The 16,210-nt window shown below is 44.9% G+C and carries 15 protein-coding genes; all 15 read right to left on the reverse strand.

Going from position 1 to position 16,210, the window contains the following annotated elements:
- Window positions 1–272: 272 nt before the first annotated feature.
- Window positions 273–566, reverse strand: a complete 294-nt coding sequence (rplU, locus tag IPO96_00770; GenBank protein QQS65080.1) for a 50S ribosomal protein L21 — start codon at window positions 564–566, stop codon at window positions 273–275.
- Window positions 567–634: 68 nt separating this feature from the next.
- Window positions 635–1,024, reverse strand: coding sequence for a metallopeptidase family protein (locus IPO96_00775; protein QQS65081.1), 390 nt, complete (start codon window positions 1,022–1,024; stop codon window positions 635–637).
- Window positions 1,025–1,029: 5 nt separating this feature from the next.
- Entirely contained in the window at window positions 1,030–4,074 is a 3,045-nt protein-coding gene (locus IPO96_00780) for an isoleucine--tRNA ligase (GenBank protein QQS65082.1), read from the reverse strand.
- A gap of 145 nt (window positions 4,075–4,219) precedes the next feature.
- The gene (locus IPO96_00785) at window positions 4,220–4,486 is read right to left on the reverse strand and encodes a hypothetical protein (GenBank protein ID QQS65083.1); all 267 of its coding nucleotides are present in this window, start codon (window positions 4,484–4,486) and stop codon (window positions 4,220–4,222) included.
- A gap of 470 nt (window positions 4,487–4,956) precedes the next feature.
- Window positions 4,957–7,725, reverse strand: a complete 2,769-nt coding sequence (locus tag IPO96_00790; GenBank protein QQS65084.1) for a vitamin B12-dependent ribonucleotide reductase — start codon at window positions 7,723–7,725, stop codon at window positions 4,957–4,959.
- A gap of 185 nt (window positions 7,726–7,910) precedes the next feature.
- A complete protein-coding gene (gene nrdR / locus IPO96_00795) occupies window positions 7,911–8,390 on the reverse strand; it encodes a transcriptional repressor NrdR (protein QQS65085.1) in 480 nt (159 codons plus the stop codon).
- A 158-nt stretch (window positions 8,391–8,548) separates the two neighbouring features.
- Window positions 8,549–9,925: a cell division protein FtsZ gene (gene ftsZ / locus IPO96_00800; GenBank protein ID QQS65086.1), complete on the reverse strand. Its 1,377-nt coding sequence runs from the start codon at window positions 9,923–9,925 to the stop codon at window positions 8,549–8,551.
- Window positions 9,926–10,500: 575 nt separating this feature from the next.
- On the reverse strand, window positions 10,501–11,730 hold the full coding sequence (ftsA, locus tag IPO96_00805) for a cell division protein FtsA (protein QQS65087.1): 1,230 nt from the start codon (window positions 11,728–11,730) through the stop codon (window positions 10,501–10,503).
- 57 nt (window positions 11,731–11,787) lie between these two features.
- Window positions 11,788–12,825, reverse strand: a complete 1,038-nt coding sequence (locus IPO96_00810) for a hypothetical protein (GenBank protein ID QQS65088.1) — start codon at window positions 12,823–12,825, stop codon at window positions 11,788–11,790.
- Between the two features lie 365 nt (window positions 12,826–13,190).
- Window positions 13,191–13,946, reverse strand: a complete 756-nt coding sequence (gene map, locus IPO96_00815) for a type I methionyl aminopeptidase (protein QQS65089.1) — start codon at window positions 13,944–13,946, stop codon at window positions 13,191–13,193.
- 2 nt (window positions 13,947–13,948) lie between these two features.
- Window positions 13,949–14,482, reverse strand: coding sequence for a nucleoside monophosphate kinase (locus IPO96_00820; protein QQS65090.1), 534 nt, complete (start codon window positions 14,480–14,482; stop codon window positions 13,949–13,951).
- Window positions 14,482–14,937 carry a GatB/YqeY domain-containing protein gene (locus tag IPO96_00825; GenBank protein QQS65091.1) on the reverse strand — a complete coding sequence of 152 codons (456 nt, stop codon included), beginning with the start codon at window positions 14,935–14,937 and terminating at the stop codon, window positions 14,482–14,484. Before IPO96_00825 ends, IPO96_00820 begins: the two co-directional genes overlap by 1 nt.
- Window positions 14,938–15,061: 124 nt before the next feature.
- The gene (gene rpsU, locus IPO96_00830; GenBank protein ID QQS65092.1) at window positions 15,062–15,280 is read right to left on the reverse strand and encodes a 30S ribosomal protein S21; all 219 of its coding nucleotides are present in this window, start codon (window positions 15,278–15,280) and stop codon (window positions 15,062–15,064) included.
- Between the two features lie 189 nt (window positions 15,281–15,469).
- The gene (locus IPO96_00835) at window positions 15,470–15,907 is read right to left on the reverse strand and encodes a hypothetical protein (protein QQS65093.1); all 438 of its coding nucleotides are present in this window, start codon (window positions 15,905–15,907) and stop codon (window positions 15,470–15,472) included.
- Between the two features lie 18 nt (window positions 15,908–15,925).
- A complete protein-coding gene (locus IPO96_00840; GenBank protein ID QQS65094.1) occupies window positions 15,926–16,210 on the reverse strand; it encodes an ArsR family transcriptional regulator in 285 nt (94 codons plus the stop codon).

Raw genomic sequence — 16,210 nt, forward strand, 5'->3', positions numbered from 1 at the left:
TTTGATTTTGTTTTTATTTTAGCTTTAGTGCTTAATTCAAATTATCCTCCGTAAAACAGATTGGAACAATAAGAATTAATAATAAATTTGTTCAGGAATTTTGCTAATATTAATCAATAAATTTTATTGCTTTTGATGTTTTTTACACATCGTTAACGATAATTACGGGGTTGTTCTCGTTGAAAAGGATTATAACAGATAGGACTTCAGCAAGAAAACGACATAAAAAAAACAACGACGCCACAGTCGCTGTTTTAGTTATCCACAAGCGCTTATGCTATTTTTGTAACTTTGAGCTCAACTTTGGCTTGTTTGTGGCCACGTACTTTCATCACACGTTTTTTGGCCTTGTAACGTACGGCGGTAACTTTATCGCCACGTACGGCATTATCCTCGACGCTAAGTTCCACCTTACCGCCGCCAAACGTAGTCTTGTCGCCGTCAATCAGACAGACGCAATCTACGGATACTTTTTTTTCATCAGCAACATCCATGACAGCCGTTACCGTATCACCTTCTGATACGATAAACTGTGATGCGCCAAGTTTAATAACTGCTTTCTTCATTTTACCTACTTATAACTTACTATTTAGCTCATATTACCAGATACGACAACTAAAGTAAACGGCTCAGATTAAGTTCTTTTTTGATTCTTTTTCTCTAGCTGGTTAATTCTGGCGTGATTGAGGCCGTAATAATGCGCAATTTCATGCCAAAGCGTTCGTTTTACTTGTTCTCGAAAATTGACTAGATCAGCTGAGACTTCGAGCAAAGGATTCTTAAAAAGCGTAATTTTACTAGGAAGCCTGCTCACTCCATAACTTTCAGTTTTGGGTACGCCCTCAAACAAACCAAGTAAGAGACTGCTCCTTCTTAGCTTAAGTTCTTTCTCTTGAGCTTCAGTGGGATTATCCTGATAAGTTATAGCTACGTTTTGCATATGTTTTATGTAGTCTTGCGGAAGCTCATCCATCACACTGGCAATGATATCGTTAAACTGTTTGTCGTCGATTTCTAGGGTCATTGTGACTAGGCCTTAACTAGCTGCATCTTAAGTTTTAACCCGTCAATATTCACATCTGTCAATTGCGATGCATCACTCGCGCTATATTCAACCGACTCTGCTAAAGTCTCATTTTTAATGGCAGCTTCGTGCTCTTTAATAGCCAGCAGAAGCTGCTCAGAGTCAGTAGCAAGGCTTAAACGTATACGATCATCAACATTTAGCCCAGCTTCTTTTCGAGCATTCTGAACAAAACGAATAACCTCACGCACTAAGCCTTCTCGTTTCAGCTCGGGCGTAAGGGATTTCTTAATCGTAAGACTGCTACCCTCAAAAGCCATACTCACCAGTCCTGGCTCGCCACCCTTTGCACCGTAACCCGCAGCCACCGGGGTATTAACTACTTCTTTCACATTGACTTCTTCAGCAATAACTTGCTCGTAAAAATCACCGAGTTTTTCGCTAGGATAAGCAACCAATTGTAGCGGTTGCCGAACTTTTATTGAACCAAAATCGTCTTGCTGCATTCGCAGCGACAATCCCTTTTCAATAATCGATCTAGTTCGCAGCATATCTGTAATTACTTCTTCGTCTATTTTGCCCAAAGCCGGCCAATCTTGTAGGTGGACTGATTCGCTTAAGCCAGTCATTTTACTATATAATTCCTCAGCCATGAATGGCACAAAAGGCGCTAAGATAACGCTAAGCCTAGTTAGTACATAGTGCAGAGTTTTATAGGCATCAGCCTTATCGCCGTCGTCTTCGCTTTTCCAAAATCGGCGGCGACTGCGGCGAACATACCAATTGCTGGCGTCGTCGATGAATGGTAGGATTGGACTCATCGCATCTGGAAGATTGTAATTGTCCATATATTCTTTGACCTCTGCCTGCAATTGATGCAGCCTAGAAACTACCCAGATATCTAAAGGGTTATTAAGCGACTCTGATGGGTCGGATGTGTATCCGTCCCACTCCCATTCATCAACTTCAGCGTACATGGTAAAGAAGTCGTACATATTCCAAATCATACTTAGCTTTCTAGCTACGTCTCCGACTTCTTTATCCTGCAGAGCGAAGTCCTCACCTGAAAGCAGGGGCGAACTAGCTAGCAGGAATCGTAGCGAGTCGGCTGAGAATTTATCCATCAGCTCGTTAGGATCTGTATAGTTGCCATAGCTTTTGCTCATTTTGCGGCCATCGTTGCCAGCAACATTACCGGTGACAATAACATTCTTGAAAGCGTGCGTACCAAACAACCCAACATTGACCGCATGGACGTAATAAAACCAAGCCCTTACCTGACCGACGTACTCGACTATAAAGTCTCCGGGAAAATTCGCCTCAAATTTTTCTTTGTTCTCAAACGGATAATGGAACTGAGCGAATGGCATGCTACCTGATTCAAACCAACAATCAATTACTTTATCAATACGGCTATATTCAACACCGTCTATTGTAAACTTTACATCGTCAACCCAGGGCCTATGATAGTCTTCTAGTTCTACACCAGATAACTCTTTGAGCTCAGCGTAGCTACCGATGACTTTGATGTAATCATTACCACTGCTGTCTTTGCCTTTCCAGACCGGCATTGCTGTCGCCCAGAAACGATCACGACTGAGATTCCAGTCTGGTGCTTGTTCGATTGTTTTCTGAAAACGACCGGACTTGACGTGTTCTGGAAACCAATAAATTGGCTTATTTTGTTCGATCATCAGCTCTCTTTGTCCGGCAATATCCATGAACCAACTAGGATGGGCTCTATACATCAGCTTGGTACCACAACGATGGCAATGAGGGTAAGAGTGACGAATGTAGTCAATTTTCCAAACGATACCTCTAGAATGTAGGTCTTTGGCTATTTGTTTGTTAATCTCCCAAACGTTTTGGCCGGCCCATTCGCCTTCAGTAAATAGGCCATTTTCATCGATTGTATGAACGATAGGAATGCCATTTGCCTTGGCAAGCACGAAATCTTCCTCGCCGTAGGCTGGTGCCAAGTGGACGATGCCTGTGCCAGCCTCAGTTTCGACATAATCAGCATGCCAGACCTTATGCGCATTCTCTCCTCGATCAACTCCCAGAAGATTCTGGTAGCTTTTGCCTAGTAGCTCCTGGCCTTTAAATTCTCTGTTTATCTGAAAGTCGAGTCGCTGGTGCTTTTCGTCCGTCAAGACTTTGTCTACTAATTCTTTGGCGACCACAAACTCCTCTTCGCCAACTCGCACTTCAACATAGTCAAAATTCTTATTTACAGCTAGCGCCGTGTTAGCTGGGAGTGTCCAAGGAGTCGTTGTCCAGGCTAGCAGCACTCGACCGTCCTCAAGTTTAAACTTCACATAAACACTCGGATCAGTGACGTCTTGGTAAGCGCCAGCATCCATAGTAACTTCGGCTTTTGAAAGTGGCGTAGCATCTAGTGTGCAGTACATGAGAACCTTTTCACCCTCGTAGATTTTGCCCTTTTCATAAAGCTCCTTGAACGCCCACCATACAGACTCCATGTAGTCTTTGTCCATGGTCTTATATGCTCCCTTGAAGTCGACCCAACGGCCGATGCGGTCTACCACATCTTCCCATTCGCCACTAGTCTGAACCATATTGGATCGGCAAGCTAAAATATATTTCTCAATACCATAATCAATAACCTCTTCACGGGAATTGATGCCTAGTTTTTTCTCTGTGAAACGTTCGGCTGGCAATCCGTGACAATCCCAGCCCCAAACTCGCTCCACGCGTTTACCGTTCATTGTTTGATAACGAGGTACGATGTCCTTGATGATAGAGCTCAGTAGCGTACCGTGATGCGGATTACCAGATATGAACGGTGGTCCATCATAGAATACATAGGAGTTATCGTGGCTTCGGTTTTGGACTGACTTCTCGAAAGTTTTATCATCTTTCCACTTTTGTACCCAATACTTTTCATACTCAAGTGCTCGACGTCTTGTCCCTGATTTGTATTTCAACCTTGTTATCTCCTTTAAAATAATAAAACCACTCGCTTTCGCTAGATCCGCGCTTGCGGAGGTACCATCTAGCTTCCAGTTGTGGCTCTTGATTACAGTCATAACGCTGACTTCATATAGCGTCGAGGTCTACTCTAGTTAAATCCTATTTCTTCTCGATGCGGTTTTCATAGCTGATAACTACTACTTCGCAACTCCCAAATTGTAAACTCATTATACTCTAACTTATGGCTCGAGGCCAGTCACACTACATCATAGCGTAGGAAATAACTTCGTCCACTAGCGGCAACGGTTCGCCCTGCCAAATCTGAGCAAGTTGACCGTCGTTTCTAGTCACCAAAATCGCCGGATAAGCCATTGCATCGTATAAGCTAGCAGTGGCTGCTCCGTCACGAGTATTTAGATCCAGCTCGTTAGTGTCGGCCATAGAGTAACGCTGTTTCAGTTCTCTGATGTAACCAGACACCCGAGTACTGTCCTGCCCATTGAACCTATACAGAAAATACACCTTCATGCTTATGATTATACACAAAGCTCTACCATGTGTTAATAAAACGCGGGCCTCAACTATATTTAGGGTAATTTACAAATGATAGGCGCCAGCTGATTAGGATATTTTTGGATGAAGGGCTTAGGAGCGTAAATGAAACGTATTTATTAGATACGTTAAGCGCACATTGTAGCGCAAAGGCCTAGGCTAAAATTTAGAGATAAGATGCAAGGAAGGCGCGAAGCACGCAAAGAGGACGTATTAAACATACGTCCTCTGCGTACTGGAGCATCCGAAAGAGCAGGTTGCGATAGTCATAGAGCACCCTAGGAGTGCATGATTGCGAGCTATTGCTAGGAAGGAGTGAGAAACGGAGATAGGCGTACTTTTTGGTACACCTATCGAGTATCGCAGCTCATGACAACGCAGTGGCCGCAAGAGCATTAGCAGAGTTTTTGGCTCTGCCAAAAAGCAGGCTAATGCGTCATGTGCTTCTAGGAGCAGCCGGTGGTCGAGCCACAGGAGGTACAAACATAGCAACTCCCCGCCTTCTGCGTCTGATTACCACAGTTAAAGCACATTGGCGCATTGTCGCTTTTGCTAGCCTTCTTGATTGTTTCGTGACCCTGAAGGGTAACGTGGGCATCAACGACTTGCTCGACTACTGGGATTTCTGGAGCCGGCTTGGCTTGATCAGCAAGCTCTTCTACGGGCAGTGCTGTTTGTTCTGCTGGCATATCGTCAAATGAGGCAAGCCCTAGCTCGAGCTGATCATCGAAGCTCATGTAGTCTTTAGCGATACGTCGAAACATGTAATCGGTGATGGAGCTAGCAGTTCTGAGCTCTGGGTCATCGGTAATGCCACTTGGAGCAAAGCTAGTACCTCTAAAACTCTTAACATAGCGTTTGAGTGGTACACCGTACTGTAAGCCCTGACTTACACTGACGGCAAATGAGTCCATCAAGCCAGACAGGGTTGAGCCTTGCTTGCTGACGTTGACAAAAAGTTCGCCAGGAGTACCATCCTCATACTCACCAACGGTGAAGTAGCCCTCGAGATCGGCAATCTCAAAGCGGTAAGTTCGGCTCTTGCGCACTTTTGGCAGTAAGCGACGAGGTTTGACGGTCGTAGCTGGCTCTTGCGTAGCAGCGGCAACAGGAGAATTATTTTCTTTATCGCCGTCTTTTTTCATCATCGATAGCGGCTGACCAACCTTACAGTTGTCTCGATAGATGGCAACTGCTTTAAGACCCAGTTTCCAGGAATCCATGTGAAGCTGTTCGATATCTTCGACCGTGGCACTTTCTGGCATGTTGACGGTTTTGCTGATAGCGCCTGATATAAACGGCTGGACAGCACTCATCATCTTGACGTGGCCAAGGTAGTGAATTGGGTTGTCGCCCATCGAACATGAGAATACATTAGTGTGCTCAGGCTTCAGATGCGGAGCCCCTGAAATGGTTTTCTCGCTATCGATGTGAGCAACTATATCGTCGATTTGCTGTTTGGTGTAGCCCATGGTTTTCAGCGCGCGAGGCACTGTTTGGTTGACAATAGTCATGCTACCGCCGCCAACTAGCTTCTTGTATTTGACCAGGCCGAGATCAGGCTCGATGCCGGTTGTGTCACAGTCCATCATCAGTCCAATGGTGCCAGTTGGAGCTAGAACGCTAGCTTGTGAGTTACGAACACCATACTTTTCGCTCAATTCTACGGCGTCATCCCAGGCAGTTTGAGCGGCGTTTAGAAGTTCCTCAGAAACTAGACTAGCATCGATATCGTTAACCGCCGCGCGGTGCATGCCAATAACCTTGAGCATGCCGTCTCGATCTTTGTGGAAGCCTGCAAAGGGACCAACTTTGTGCGCCAATCTTGCACTCGTTGCATAAGACTCGCCCGTAAGTAGAGCCGTGATAGCAGCAGCCTGAGCACGGCCTTCGTCACTGTCATAGGGCAAACCTTGGGCCATAAGAGTCGCACCAAGATTGGCGTAGCCGATACCTAGCTCTCGGTATGCCCGCGCATTTTTGGCAATACTATCTGTTGGATACTCAGAGTAGCCAACCAAAATTTCTTGAGCGGTAAAAATGATATCAACAGTGTGACGAAAAGCGTCAACATCGAAACTACCATCGTTATTTAGATATTTCAGCAGGTTGATACTGGCTAGGTTACAAGCCGAATTGTCTAAATGCATGTACTCACTACACGGGTTGCTACCGTTGATACGGCCGGCGTTTGGACAAGTATGCCACTTGTTAATTGTGGTATCAAACTGCAATCCAGGATCTGCACACTCCCAAGCTGCTTCGGCAATCTGGCGCCACAGGTCGCGAGCTTTAACCGTCTTGATAGTCTTGCCGGTTTTTACTCCGACAAGATTCCAGTCTTGATCGGCTTCGACAGCCTTCATGAAATCGTCTGATACACGAACTGAGTTGTTAGCGTTCTGGTACTGCACAGAGAAAGAATCTTTGCCGTCCAGGTTCATATCGAAGCCGTTTTGTTGCAAGACGCGTGCCTTACGCTCCTCGATTGCCTTACACCAGATAAACTCTTCAACATCCGGATGATCAACGTTTAAGATGACCATTTTAGCGGCGCGGCGGGTCTTGCCACCACTCTTAATCGCACCAGCAGAGGCGTCTGCCCCACGCATGAAACTTAGTGGACCACTGGCCGTACCGGCACTTTTACCTAGCGGCTCTTTGGATGAACGAATACCGCTGAGGTTAATCCCAGAACCAGAACCACCCTTGAAAATCATACCCTCTTCGCGGTACCAGTTAAGAATACTACCCATGGTATCCTCGATTCCAAGGATAAAACAAGCGCTGGCCTGTTGAGAACGCTCTGGGGCGCCAATATTGAACCAGACCGGAGAGTTGAAGGCGGCGCGCTGAGTAGCCAAGATGTACTTAAGCTCTTCCTTGAATGTCTCAGCCTCGGACTCGGTGTCAAAATAGCCTTCCTGCAAACCTTGGCGAGTAATTGTATCAGCTACACGATCAATCAGATGCTTAAGCGAGCTTTCGCGCTCAGCCGTTCCGGGTGTACCAGTAAAATACTTCTGCGCAACAATGTTGATAGCATTGAGCGACCAATCTTCTGGAAAATCTACACCAAGCTGCTCGAAAACTGGCTTGCCTGTCATAGGATTTTTAATAACTGAGTCACGCTTGACCCAAGTCAACTGGTCGTACGCTCTTGTCTTTGGCTTTGTAAACCGCCGACCGATACCTAAAGTTGTTAATTCGCTCATCTTTTTACCCTCCACACCTTAGCCTTGCAGGAATCTTCCGACAAAAGTTACAGCGTATTTTTAGTTTTTAATTTTGGATTACGGTTTTGCCTTGCAGTATAAGGGGTCTCTCCATTCCCTTACACTGTCAGCCAACCCGCTCCCGGAAGCCTTAGTTTTTTAAGACTAAGACTTCAGGCAACAGATTAGTCAGGAGATATTAACTTTTGTTTTTTGCGTTGGCGCATCTCCGACAACTCGCGTTCGAAGCTAGCAATGTCTTTGAAGCGTTTGTAAACGCTTGCGAAGCGTACATAGGCAACTTCGTTGAGGTTAGAAAGTTCGTCCATTACTTCGTCGCCGATTTTGCTAGAGCCAACCTCACCATCGCCGCAAGCCAATAAGTTAGTTTCTACCCGATCAACTAGCTTCTCCAGCTCTAGGCTAGTAACAGGGGTCTTTTCGGTCGCGCGGTACAGCCCAGCTAACAGTTTTTGTCGATTAAAAAGCTCACGTGTACCGTCCTTTTTGACGACTATAAGCTGCGGTTTCTCGATTCGCTCGTAACTGGTAAAACGATGCGAGCACTTTGCGCATTCACGACGGCGTCGAATCGACGCGCCTTCGGCAACGTCTCGCGACTCGATTACTTTTGTTTCTTCGTGTTGGCACTGAGTGCACTTCATTTTAACCCTTTGTTGATCGCCTTTTCAGGCTGGATCTAACTTATCTTTATTTTATCTGTAAGGTACCTCACCATATATAGTGTTCGTGCTTATAATAGTACCCCCACTAGTAGTGGCATAGCAAGTAAATTATGCTGTGTTTTTTATGACAATGATAGCTATTTTTTATCTGTTAGATCAGAATCTTTGCTGTCAGCATCATCTTTGTTGTGTCGTAGTTTGGTTAGTCGCCTAAGGAATGAGGGCTTCTCCAGTTCTGCTTCTTCAGATTTCTCACTGTCAAAACTACCTGAACTAGGCTGGAGATCATGGTTATCAGAGTCCATAGTCCAAATATTGCCGCTTGGCTCCTCGGCAGTTGTCGAAGACAGGGATCCTAATTGAGAGGATTCGTCTGGTTTTTTGTCTAGCTCGAGGTCCAAAGAACGAATCTCGTGCATATCTATGTCGTCTTCGAGATCAGTCATTTGCGGCGTTCCGTCCACTTCAGAATTAGAAGCACTTACAGACGACACCGAAGTATCTTCAGACACCTGCATAGTCGCAGAAGCTCTGGCAACTGGTTGACGGTTAGCGAAGTAAGAGCTATCAAAACCAGTTGCTACAACAGTCACAATGACTTCACCCTCAAGCTCAGGGTTGATTGTCGCTCCAAAAATAATATTGGCATCTGGATCAGCTGCAGCAGTAATAGTCTCGGCAGCCATGTTGATCTCATGCATAGCCATATCATTACCACATATAACGTTGAACAATATACCTCGAGCTCCGTCGATAGATACTTCTAGTAGAGGCGACTCAATCGCTTGCTTTGCGGCCTCGATAGCTCGATTCTCGCCACTAGCGCGACCAATACCCATTAGTGCCGTACCCGCGTTGCTCATAACTGTCTTAACATCCGCGAAGTCTAGGTTGATCAGCCCATGCACAGTGATTAAATCAGAGATTCCTTGAATACCTTGCCTTAGCACGTCGTCTGCAACCTTAAATGCTTCAAGTAGTGGCGTAGTGCGATCAATTGTCTGTAGTAAGCGGTCGTTTGGTATTACGATAAGTGTATCAACGGCTGATCTTAGTTTTTCAATGGCTGTGTCGGCATTACGACGACGCTTTTCGCCTTCAAAAGCAAATGGCTTAGTAGCAAAACCAACTACTAGCGCACCCGCATCACGAGCTGCTTGTGCAACAATATGTCCTGCCCCAGAACCGGTACCGCCGCCAGCACCAATAGTAATAAAAACCATATCCGTGCCTTCGACGACTTTGCGAATTTCGTCCATAGATTCAACGGCTGCCTTCTCACCCATAGTTGGATCGGCGCCCGCACCTAGACCTCGAGTAGTCTCTTTACCGATATGGATTTTTGTTTGCGCTTTAGAGTGATGTAGTGCCTGCGCATCAGTATTGATAGCTACGAACTCAACATTTTCTACTCCAGCTTCAATCATACGATTAACCGCTGCACCACCAGCCCCACCTACACCGATGGCTTTAATCTTTGCTACTGTTTCAATCGCCGGACTTACTTGTGGCATATGTTTTCCCTCTTAATCTATACCAACAGTATAGCGAACCTAAATGTTACTCGCAAGAAAACTTGACTTTTTTTGACCTGTGTAAAAACATGCCAATTTTGTGTTCACTATAAAATTTTGAGCGATTTTAGTGCATTATTTTTGTTCAATAGTTCGAGAAAAGAATCAAACAGTCTACAGACCTTCTTAGATTCGTATTTAGGTGCCAGCCTACAGCTGGCTGCCCTAACTACTTTTCTATATCGATAGAAAAGTAGTCAAAAGAACGACCCCTGGCTTCAGTCTCGTTACTGTCTCGTAGTCAAAAAAGACAATGCTCTGACAACTTGCCAATGATTACATTGGCTTCAAACACGTCACTCGCTCTAATTGTCGTTTTGACACTCACCAGTCAGGAGCCTAAAGAAGGGGGGTCTAGCTACAAGCTTCGATAATAAAGTAGGACAAATAACCAGCAAGTAATAATTAGTGACCTATTCGGTACTAAGCAATACCGCTAAGGGTAGTCATAATACAGTCAATATAAGTTTTGCATTAGCTTATTTGTCAATAGTTATTCCGGACTTTTGGTTATTTTAACTTTTTTTGGCAAATCGTTTGAGGACAGACTTAAGGCTTCCAATGTTGCTTTGGTTAGACTGTTCATTGGCATGGTCTTCTGATCCAGCGAGAAGCATGTCTAATAGTACTAGGCCAATTGCCGTGGTGTATGAGTTATCACCAGAAACATCAGCTAAACCGCCAACGCCTCTAACCACGCCAACCCTTGAGGAAAGTTGAAGTTTCTCTCGCGCTAGCTCCTCTATACCTGGGATTTTTGACGTCCCGCCAGTAATAACTATGCCCCCTGGAAGTTTGCGTGATTTATGTATAGTCTTAAGCTCTCTGTCTACTAATTCAAAAAGTTCTTCAACACGGGCTTCGACGATCATTTTTACTTCATCGCCCTTGAAGGTATGCTGCTTACCGCCTGATTGGATAGCCGCTATAGCTTTAACGGGATGTGACCCAAGAGAAACGAACTCAAGCTTAACCCTTTCGGCAATGTCTAAATCAGTCTTGAGACCAATTGCTAGGTCGTTGGTAATATTGTTCCCCCCGATTGGTAGCACAGCTACGTGTTGGACTTCACCTTCTTCAATCACAACAATATTTGAAGTCCCAGCGCCAATATCCAGTAACAGTGTCCCGGCCTCTTTCTGCTGACGAGTCATTGTGGCCTCAGCACTAGCGAGCGATGAAACCGTCTTGTGCGCAGGCTCGACGCCGGCAGAATGTAGTGCGGTCTCGGCACTCCTGACGCTTGGTGTACTGGCAGTAACAATATGAGCGTCAACTTCTAGGCGCACACCGCGCATTCCGACAGGATTTTTAATATTCTCTTGGCCATCAAGTCTGTAGCTTTTTGGGAAAACCTGGATTATTTCGCGGTTGGCCGGCATCTGCATGATTGTCGCCGCGTCTTCAACGCGTGCTTGGTCTTCGGCTGTTATTTCACGGTTGGCAGCGCTGATGGCTATAACTCCTTTTGAGTCGCTGCCGGTAACATGTGAGCCATTAATGTTGACGGTTGCATGACGAATAGTACGCCCAGAATGCCGAGCTGCTTCCTCAACAGCTACAGAAATTGCGTGCGACACTTCATCCGGGAGCACAACAACGCCCTTACGCATTCCGCCGTTGGGTGCGCTTCCGAAACCGATAATCTCTGGTTCGCCTGCCTGATTTATGGCACCGACGACACAGCGAACAGTGCTAGTTCCAATATCTATGCCGCAAAAATGTGGCAAATCATTTGATTGCATGACAATAGTATAACGCTTACGCAAATTTTGTGCCAGAAATGCTTTGAACGCTTTGCTCTAAACTAGCTCATAACGCTTTATAGGCCTGGGTCTATTGCCGGTAGCGAAAGTTAGTCTACTGGATAGGCGTCGGACACCAAGCGCAACTATTTTTTCAGTCATATTGTCGTGGCTAAGAGACCTGTTTAGCAGACAAGCCTTGGGAAAAGTTCCATACCCCTCAATCAGACTAGGTATAAGATTTGCTTCTAAAAAATTAGCGTTTCCAGCAGCATCCATACGGATATCCACCCTACCGTAATCTCTGCCACCCAAAGCTTGAAAGCAACTGAGTGCAAACTCACTAATGTATTTATGCTCTTCTACGTCAGTAACTACTAGAACTTTTTCCTGATCGCCAGTTTTAACATTTTGACCAAGTATCCGATGGCCTTTGGCTGTACGCGGAGCCACTAGTTCAACCGGCAAAGCCTCGTACTTTCCCAGAATAGAATTCATGAGGATTGCAACACTGAACTCTCTGCCGGTTAAGTATTCTTCAATCAAATAGCCTGATGGGAAGTCAGCCAAGATGCAGGCGCCACGAGCTTTGAGCTCTGACATATTGTTGACGACAGATTTTTCATCGATACCAGAACCCCCACCCGAGCAGGCTGGTTTGATAAAAAGCGGAAATCTCAAAGACTTAATTCGGCTATGGTCGAAGCTCGCTTTATCAACAAAGACCGATTTAGGCGTATCAATGTTGAAGGCAGAAACCGCGCGTTTGGCCAAGTGCTTATGATGATCCAGCTTATGAGCTATTGCTTTTGAGCCGCAGTATTCAAGACCCTGTTTATCAAGATACTCCGACAGCCAGATTCGCTCCGCATGCTCACCATATTCATAAATATATTTTAGCCCTAAAACTATAAGATCAGGTGCTCTCTGCGTCAACTTACTGAGGTCCTTGGCATTTGAAACTACAGTAAGCGATACCGTCCTGCAACATTTCTGCAAGGAAAGCAGTAGCGCATCCCGGGATCTTTTGCTCATAGAACTAAGCCCCACCACATCGGTACAAACTAGCTCGACTTTGATATTGTGTTTTTTCATCTTTTTTTTCTCCAAAAGTTTTTATTAATATTAAATAGCCGTGGCTCATTGGTGAGCTCTACTACATACAATGATTTGAGATTTTTTCGTCGATGTTTAAATTACCGAAACCGTTGGATTAAGAGTCTAGAGTAGAAAATTATCTTTCGGATAAGGACTAAGCACTCGCTTAGTCCAATTGTAGCATAAAAAACTACAATTAGATATGCGTACTAGCGCAAAAGTGCATAGCTCGATGAACAAAAGAATAATAACTCTAAATTATGGCCCGTACGGATAAGATGCCTTAGTGGACTTTAGGCTATCCCAAAACTCAGGCCTCGTGACTCATACCAAGCTAGGAGTTAAGGACTCACGACTGGTGGCTAGATTAAGCGAGTTAGGATCTCGTAGCCATCTTTGGTAATCAGAACTGTGTCCTCAAAATGAGCAGCCAAACTTCCATCGTAGGTTCTAATTGTCCAGTTGTCTCTATCCTGATAAACACGATGCGTTCCAAGCGTTGCCATAGGCTCAATCGCGATAGTCATACCGGCCTTTAGAATAGGGCCACGACCAGCTTGACCGAAGTTTGGTATATTTGGGTCTTCATGAAGTTGGTGCCCGACGCCATGACCTACAAGATCACGAACTATACCTAAGTTTTGCGCCTCCAGAACTGATTGTACAGCAGCGGCGATATCACCAGTTTGGCAGCCAGCTATGACTCTGGCAATACCAGCGTCAAGTGCTTTTTGGGTAGTCTCAACCAAGGTTTTTACATCTTCATTTGAACTGCTTCCTACAATAACTGTTCTAGCGGCGTCAGTAATCATACCGTTGTAGTTGACACCGAAGTCTAGCCCAACTACATCACCATCTTGCAAAACATAATCTCCAGGGATACCGTGCACTACAGCGTCATTAACAGAGATACATAGGCCTGCCGGGAAGCCCTGATAGCCCTTAAAGGCCGGTTTGCCGCCAAGTTTTTTAAGATGGGCTTCAGCAAGCTCGTTGACCTCTAAGGTGGTCATACCGGCATGTGTTTGTCCTACCAAAAGATTCAATACCTCAGCTAACATACGCCCGCCGGTACGCATGTTTTCGATTTCATTTTTGGTTTTAACTTTGGTAAACATTGTTATGAATACAACGCTTTAATAACTTCGGCATGTACTTCTTCGGGACTATTCTCAGCATTGATATGGTGGACTTTAATCCCCTTTTTCTCAAGACTATCTATAATCGGTAAGGTTACGGCGTTATACTCAGCAAAACGCTTGACGATTGACTCTTTAGTATCGTCTTGTCGTCCTCGGCTTAAAAGGCGCCGACTTACAACTTCTTCTGAAGCCTGCATGTGCAGGACGCAGGTTATCTCCATTAGGCCAGCCTTGTGTTGGGCATATAGCCAATCAGCTTGATCGATTGTTCGAGGAAACCCATCCAGCAAGAACTCCTCTTTGACATCAATAATATGAAAAATTTTGTTTGCAAGCTCAATAATCTCTTTATCACTTAGTAATTTACCAGCTAGCATTTGTTTGCGGCGCTCGCCGACAACCAACATACGCAAAAACTCGCCTGTCGACAGCCAAGGTAGACCCTTCTCGTCTGCAAGGCGACGACCTTGAACGCTTTTACCAGCACCAGCAACACCCATAAGTAATATCATTATCGTAATAACCTTTCTTTGACTAACTTTGCTATGGCACCACCATCAGCCGCAGGACCAACCTTGGCTTTGACAGCACTAATCACCTGCCCCATTGCCTGCATACTCGATAGCCCAGTTTCTTTTAAAACTTGATCTGTAATGCTACTTAACTCTTCGAGGCTAATTGCAACCGGCAAATACTCTTCTATTATTGTCCGCTCCGTCAGCTCTTTGTCGGCTCGCTCTTGACTGCCGCCTTGAATGTATAGCTGTGCGCTCTCACTACGTTTCTTGGCTTCTTTTTGGAAAAGTTTGATTATCTCATCATCACTTAAGCCTTCATCCCTCTTACCGGTGGCTACTTCTGCATAAAGTATGGCGCTTTTTAGACCTTTAATCACATCGCTGCGCGCTGAATCGCGCGCCAACATCGCCTGCTTTAAATCTTGCTGCAGTTTATCCTTCAAACTCATAACAAAACTAGCTTAACAGATTTAAGAGAGAAAAGACATAGTTAAAAACAGTCTTTATCAAAACCACAAAAAATAGGTTCACGCAACTTAAGTACGTGAACCCAGAGCCAATAGATCTAAAAGACTACTGCTTTTTACCCATTTTAAGGGCGGTCATTTTGTCAGCTTTGCGAGCTCGGCGAACGATTGCCTTGCGGCGTCGCTCACGCTTACTCAAAGGCTTCTCAAAATACTGGATCATCTTGACTTCTGCCAAGACACCAGATTGCTGCACTTTACGCGTAAAACGACGAAGTACACTTTCAGACGGCTCTTTAGGGTCTTTTCTACTTACTTGAATCATAGGTGTTATTTTAACTTAAGACTGATAATTTTACAATACTTGGACCCGAGTTTTTGTGATAGCAGTATCTAGTAAGGCTTGGACCCCATAAAATTCCTTTGTCCCACGACGCAAGACGCCCGTAGCTTCTTGGTTAATACTGTAGGTAGTGACTTGCCTTGAATCATTAGCGCTGCCTAGTGGCAATCTCTATTCTAGGACAGTATCTAACACTCCGAGTAAGCCGAGCACAGACAAGCTGGCATCTATTTCCTCAACTTTTAAGCCTAAGAATGACTTCACATCAACCGAAGCAGCTCCATGACCAAATTCCTTGCCACCAATTTGCTCGACAACCCATGAAACACAAGCAACTACACCAAAACATAACGCCTTGTACTTATATGATGATAGCCGGGGCAGTCTATGATCATAAAGTGATCGATATATTCTGTAGTTTTCTGTTAGGAAATTACGCCTTTCTTTTGTGATATCGATAAAATTGTCTGAGACCTTCTCTGCTTCATTGCCCGACCATGATGGGACCAAGTTTGCGCTACTATCCCTCCTTACAGTCGGTATTTCGACAGCCGAGCTTTGTAGAAGTTTTTCAAAGGACAAATTTAACAGTTCAGTTCTGGTAGACATATTAGCTTTCTAATTAGCCTACTGGGACTTACGTTGATTAGTGCGCTGGCTTTTTAGGACAATACTTTGTAGTTCTTTGAAAATAAGGAAGTGCTTATTGGTGTGGTAGACCTTGGTATTACCCTGCTTTTCACTAAGCAAGAAACCGACTTTTTCTAGTCTTTTGAGCTCGCGCTGGATGTTGCCAGCATCTTCTTTGATAAGCTTAGCTAAACCACGAACATGGGTTTTGAAGTCAGGATATTTAGCATAAACCACAACGATTTTGCGTCTAACTCTTGAGGTGATAAATGTATCAAGCAT

It is taken from the genome of Candidatus Saccharibacteria bacterium (assembly GCA_016700315.1).
Taxonomy (GTDB): domain Bacteria; phylum Patescibacteriota; class Saccharimonadia; order Saccharimonadales; family SZUA-47.

Coding starts and splice junctions, on each gene's coding strand:
- nrdR (QQS65085.1), bottom strand. CDS start 8,390: ATGAAGTGCACTCAGTGCCAACACGAAGAAACAAAAGTAATCGAGTCG.
- IPO96_00820 (QQS65090.1), bottom strand. CDS start 14,482: ATGATATTACTTATGGGTGTTGCTGGTGCTGGTAAAAGCGTTCAAGGT.
- IPO96_00785 (QQS65083.1), bottom strand. CDS start 4,486: ATGAAGGTGTATTTTCTGTATAGGTTCAATGGGCAGGACAGTACTCGG.
- rplU (QQS65080.1), bottom strand. CDS start 566: ATGAAGAAAGCAGTTATTAAACTTGGCGCATCACAGTTTATCGTATCA.
- IPO96_00790 (QQS65084.1), bottom strand. CDS start 7,725: ATGAGCGAATTAACAACTTTAGGTATCGGTCGGCGGTTTACAAAGCCA.
- IPO96_00840 (QQS65094.1), bottom strand. CDS start 16,210: ATGCTTGATACATTTATCACCTCAAGAGTTAGACGCAAAATCGTTGTG.
- ftsZ (QQS65086.1), bottom strand. CDS start 9,925: ATGCCACAAGTAAGTCCGGCGATTGAAACAGTAGCAAAGATTAAAGCC.
- ftsA (QQS65087.1), bottom strand. CDS start 11,730: ATGCAATCAAATGATTTGCCACATTTTTGCGGCATAGATATTGGAACT.
- IPO96_00775 (QQS65081.1), bottom strand. CDS start 1,024: ATGACCCTAGAAATCGACGACAAACAGTTTAACGATATCATTGCCAGT.
- IPO96_00835 (QQS65093.1), bottom strand. CDS start 15,907: ATGTCTACCAGAACTGAACTGTTAAATTTGTCCTTTGAAAAACTTCTA.
- IPO96_00825 (QQS65091.1), bottom strand. CDS start 14,937: ATGAGTTTGAAGGATAAACTGCAGCAAGATTTAAAGCAGGCGATGTTG.
- map (QQS65089.1), bottom strand. CDS start 13,946: ATGTTTACCAAAGTTAAAACCAAAAATGAAATCGAAAACATGCGTACC.
- IPO96_00810 (QQS65088.1), bottom strand. CDS start 12,825: ATGAAAAAACACAATATCAAAGTCGAGCTAGTTTGTACCGATGTGGTG.
- IPO96_00780 (QQS65082.1), bottom strand. CDS start 4,074: ATGACTGTAATCAAGAGCCACAACTGGAAGCTAGATGGTACCTCCGCA.
- rpsU (QQS65092.1), bottom strand. CDS start 15,280: ATGATTCAAGTAAGTAGAAAAGACCCTAAAGAGCCGTCTGAAAGTGTA.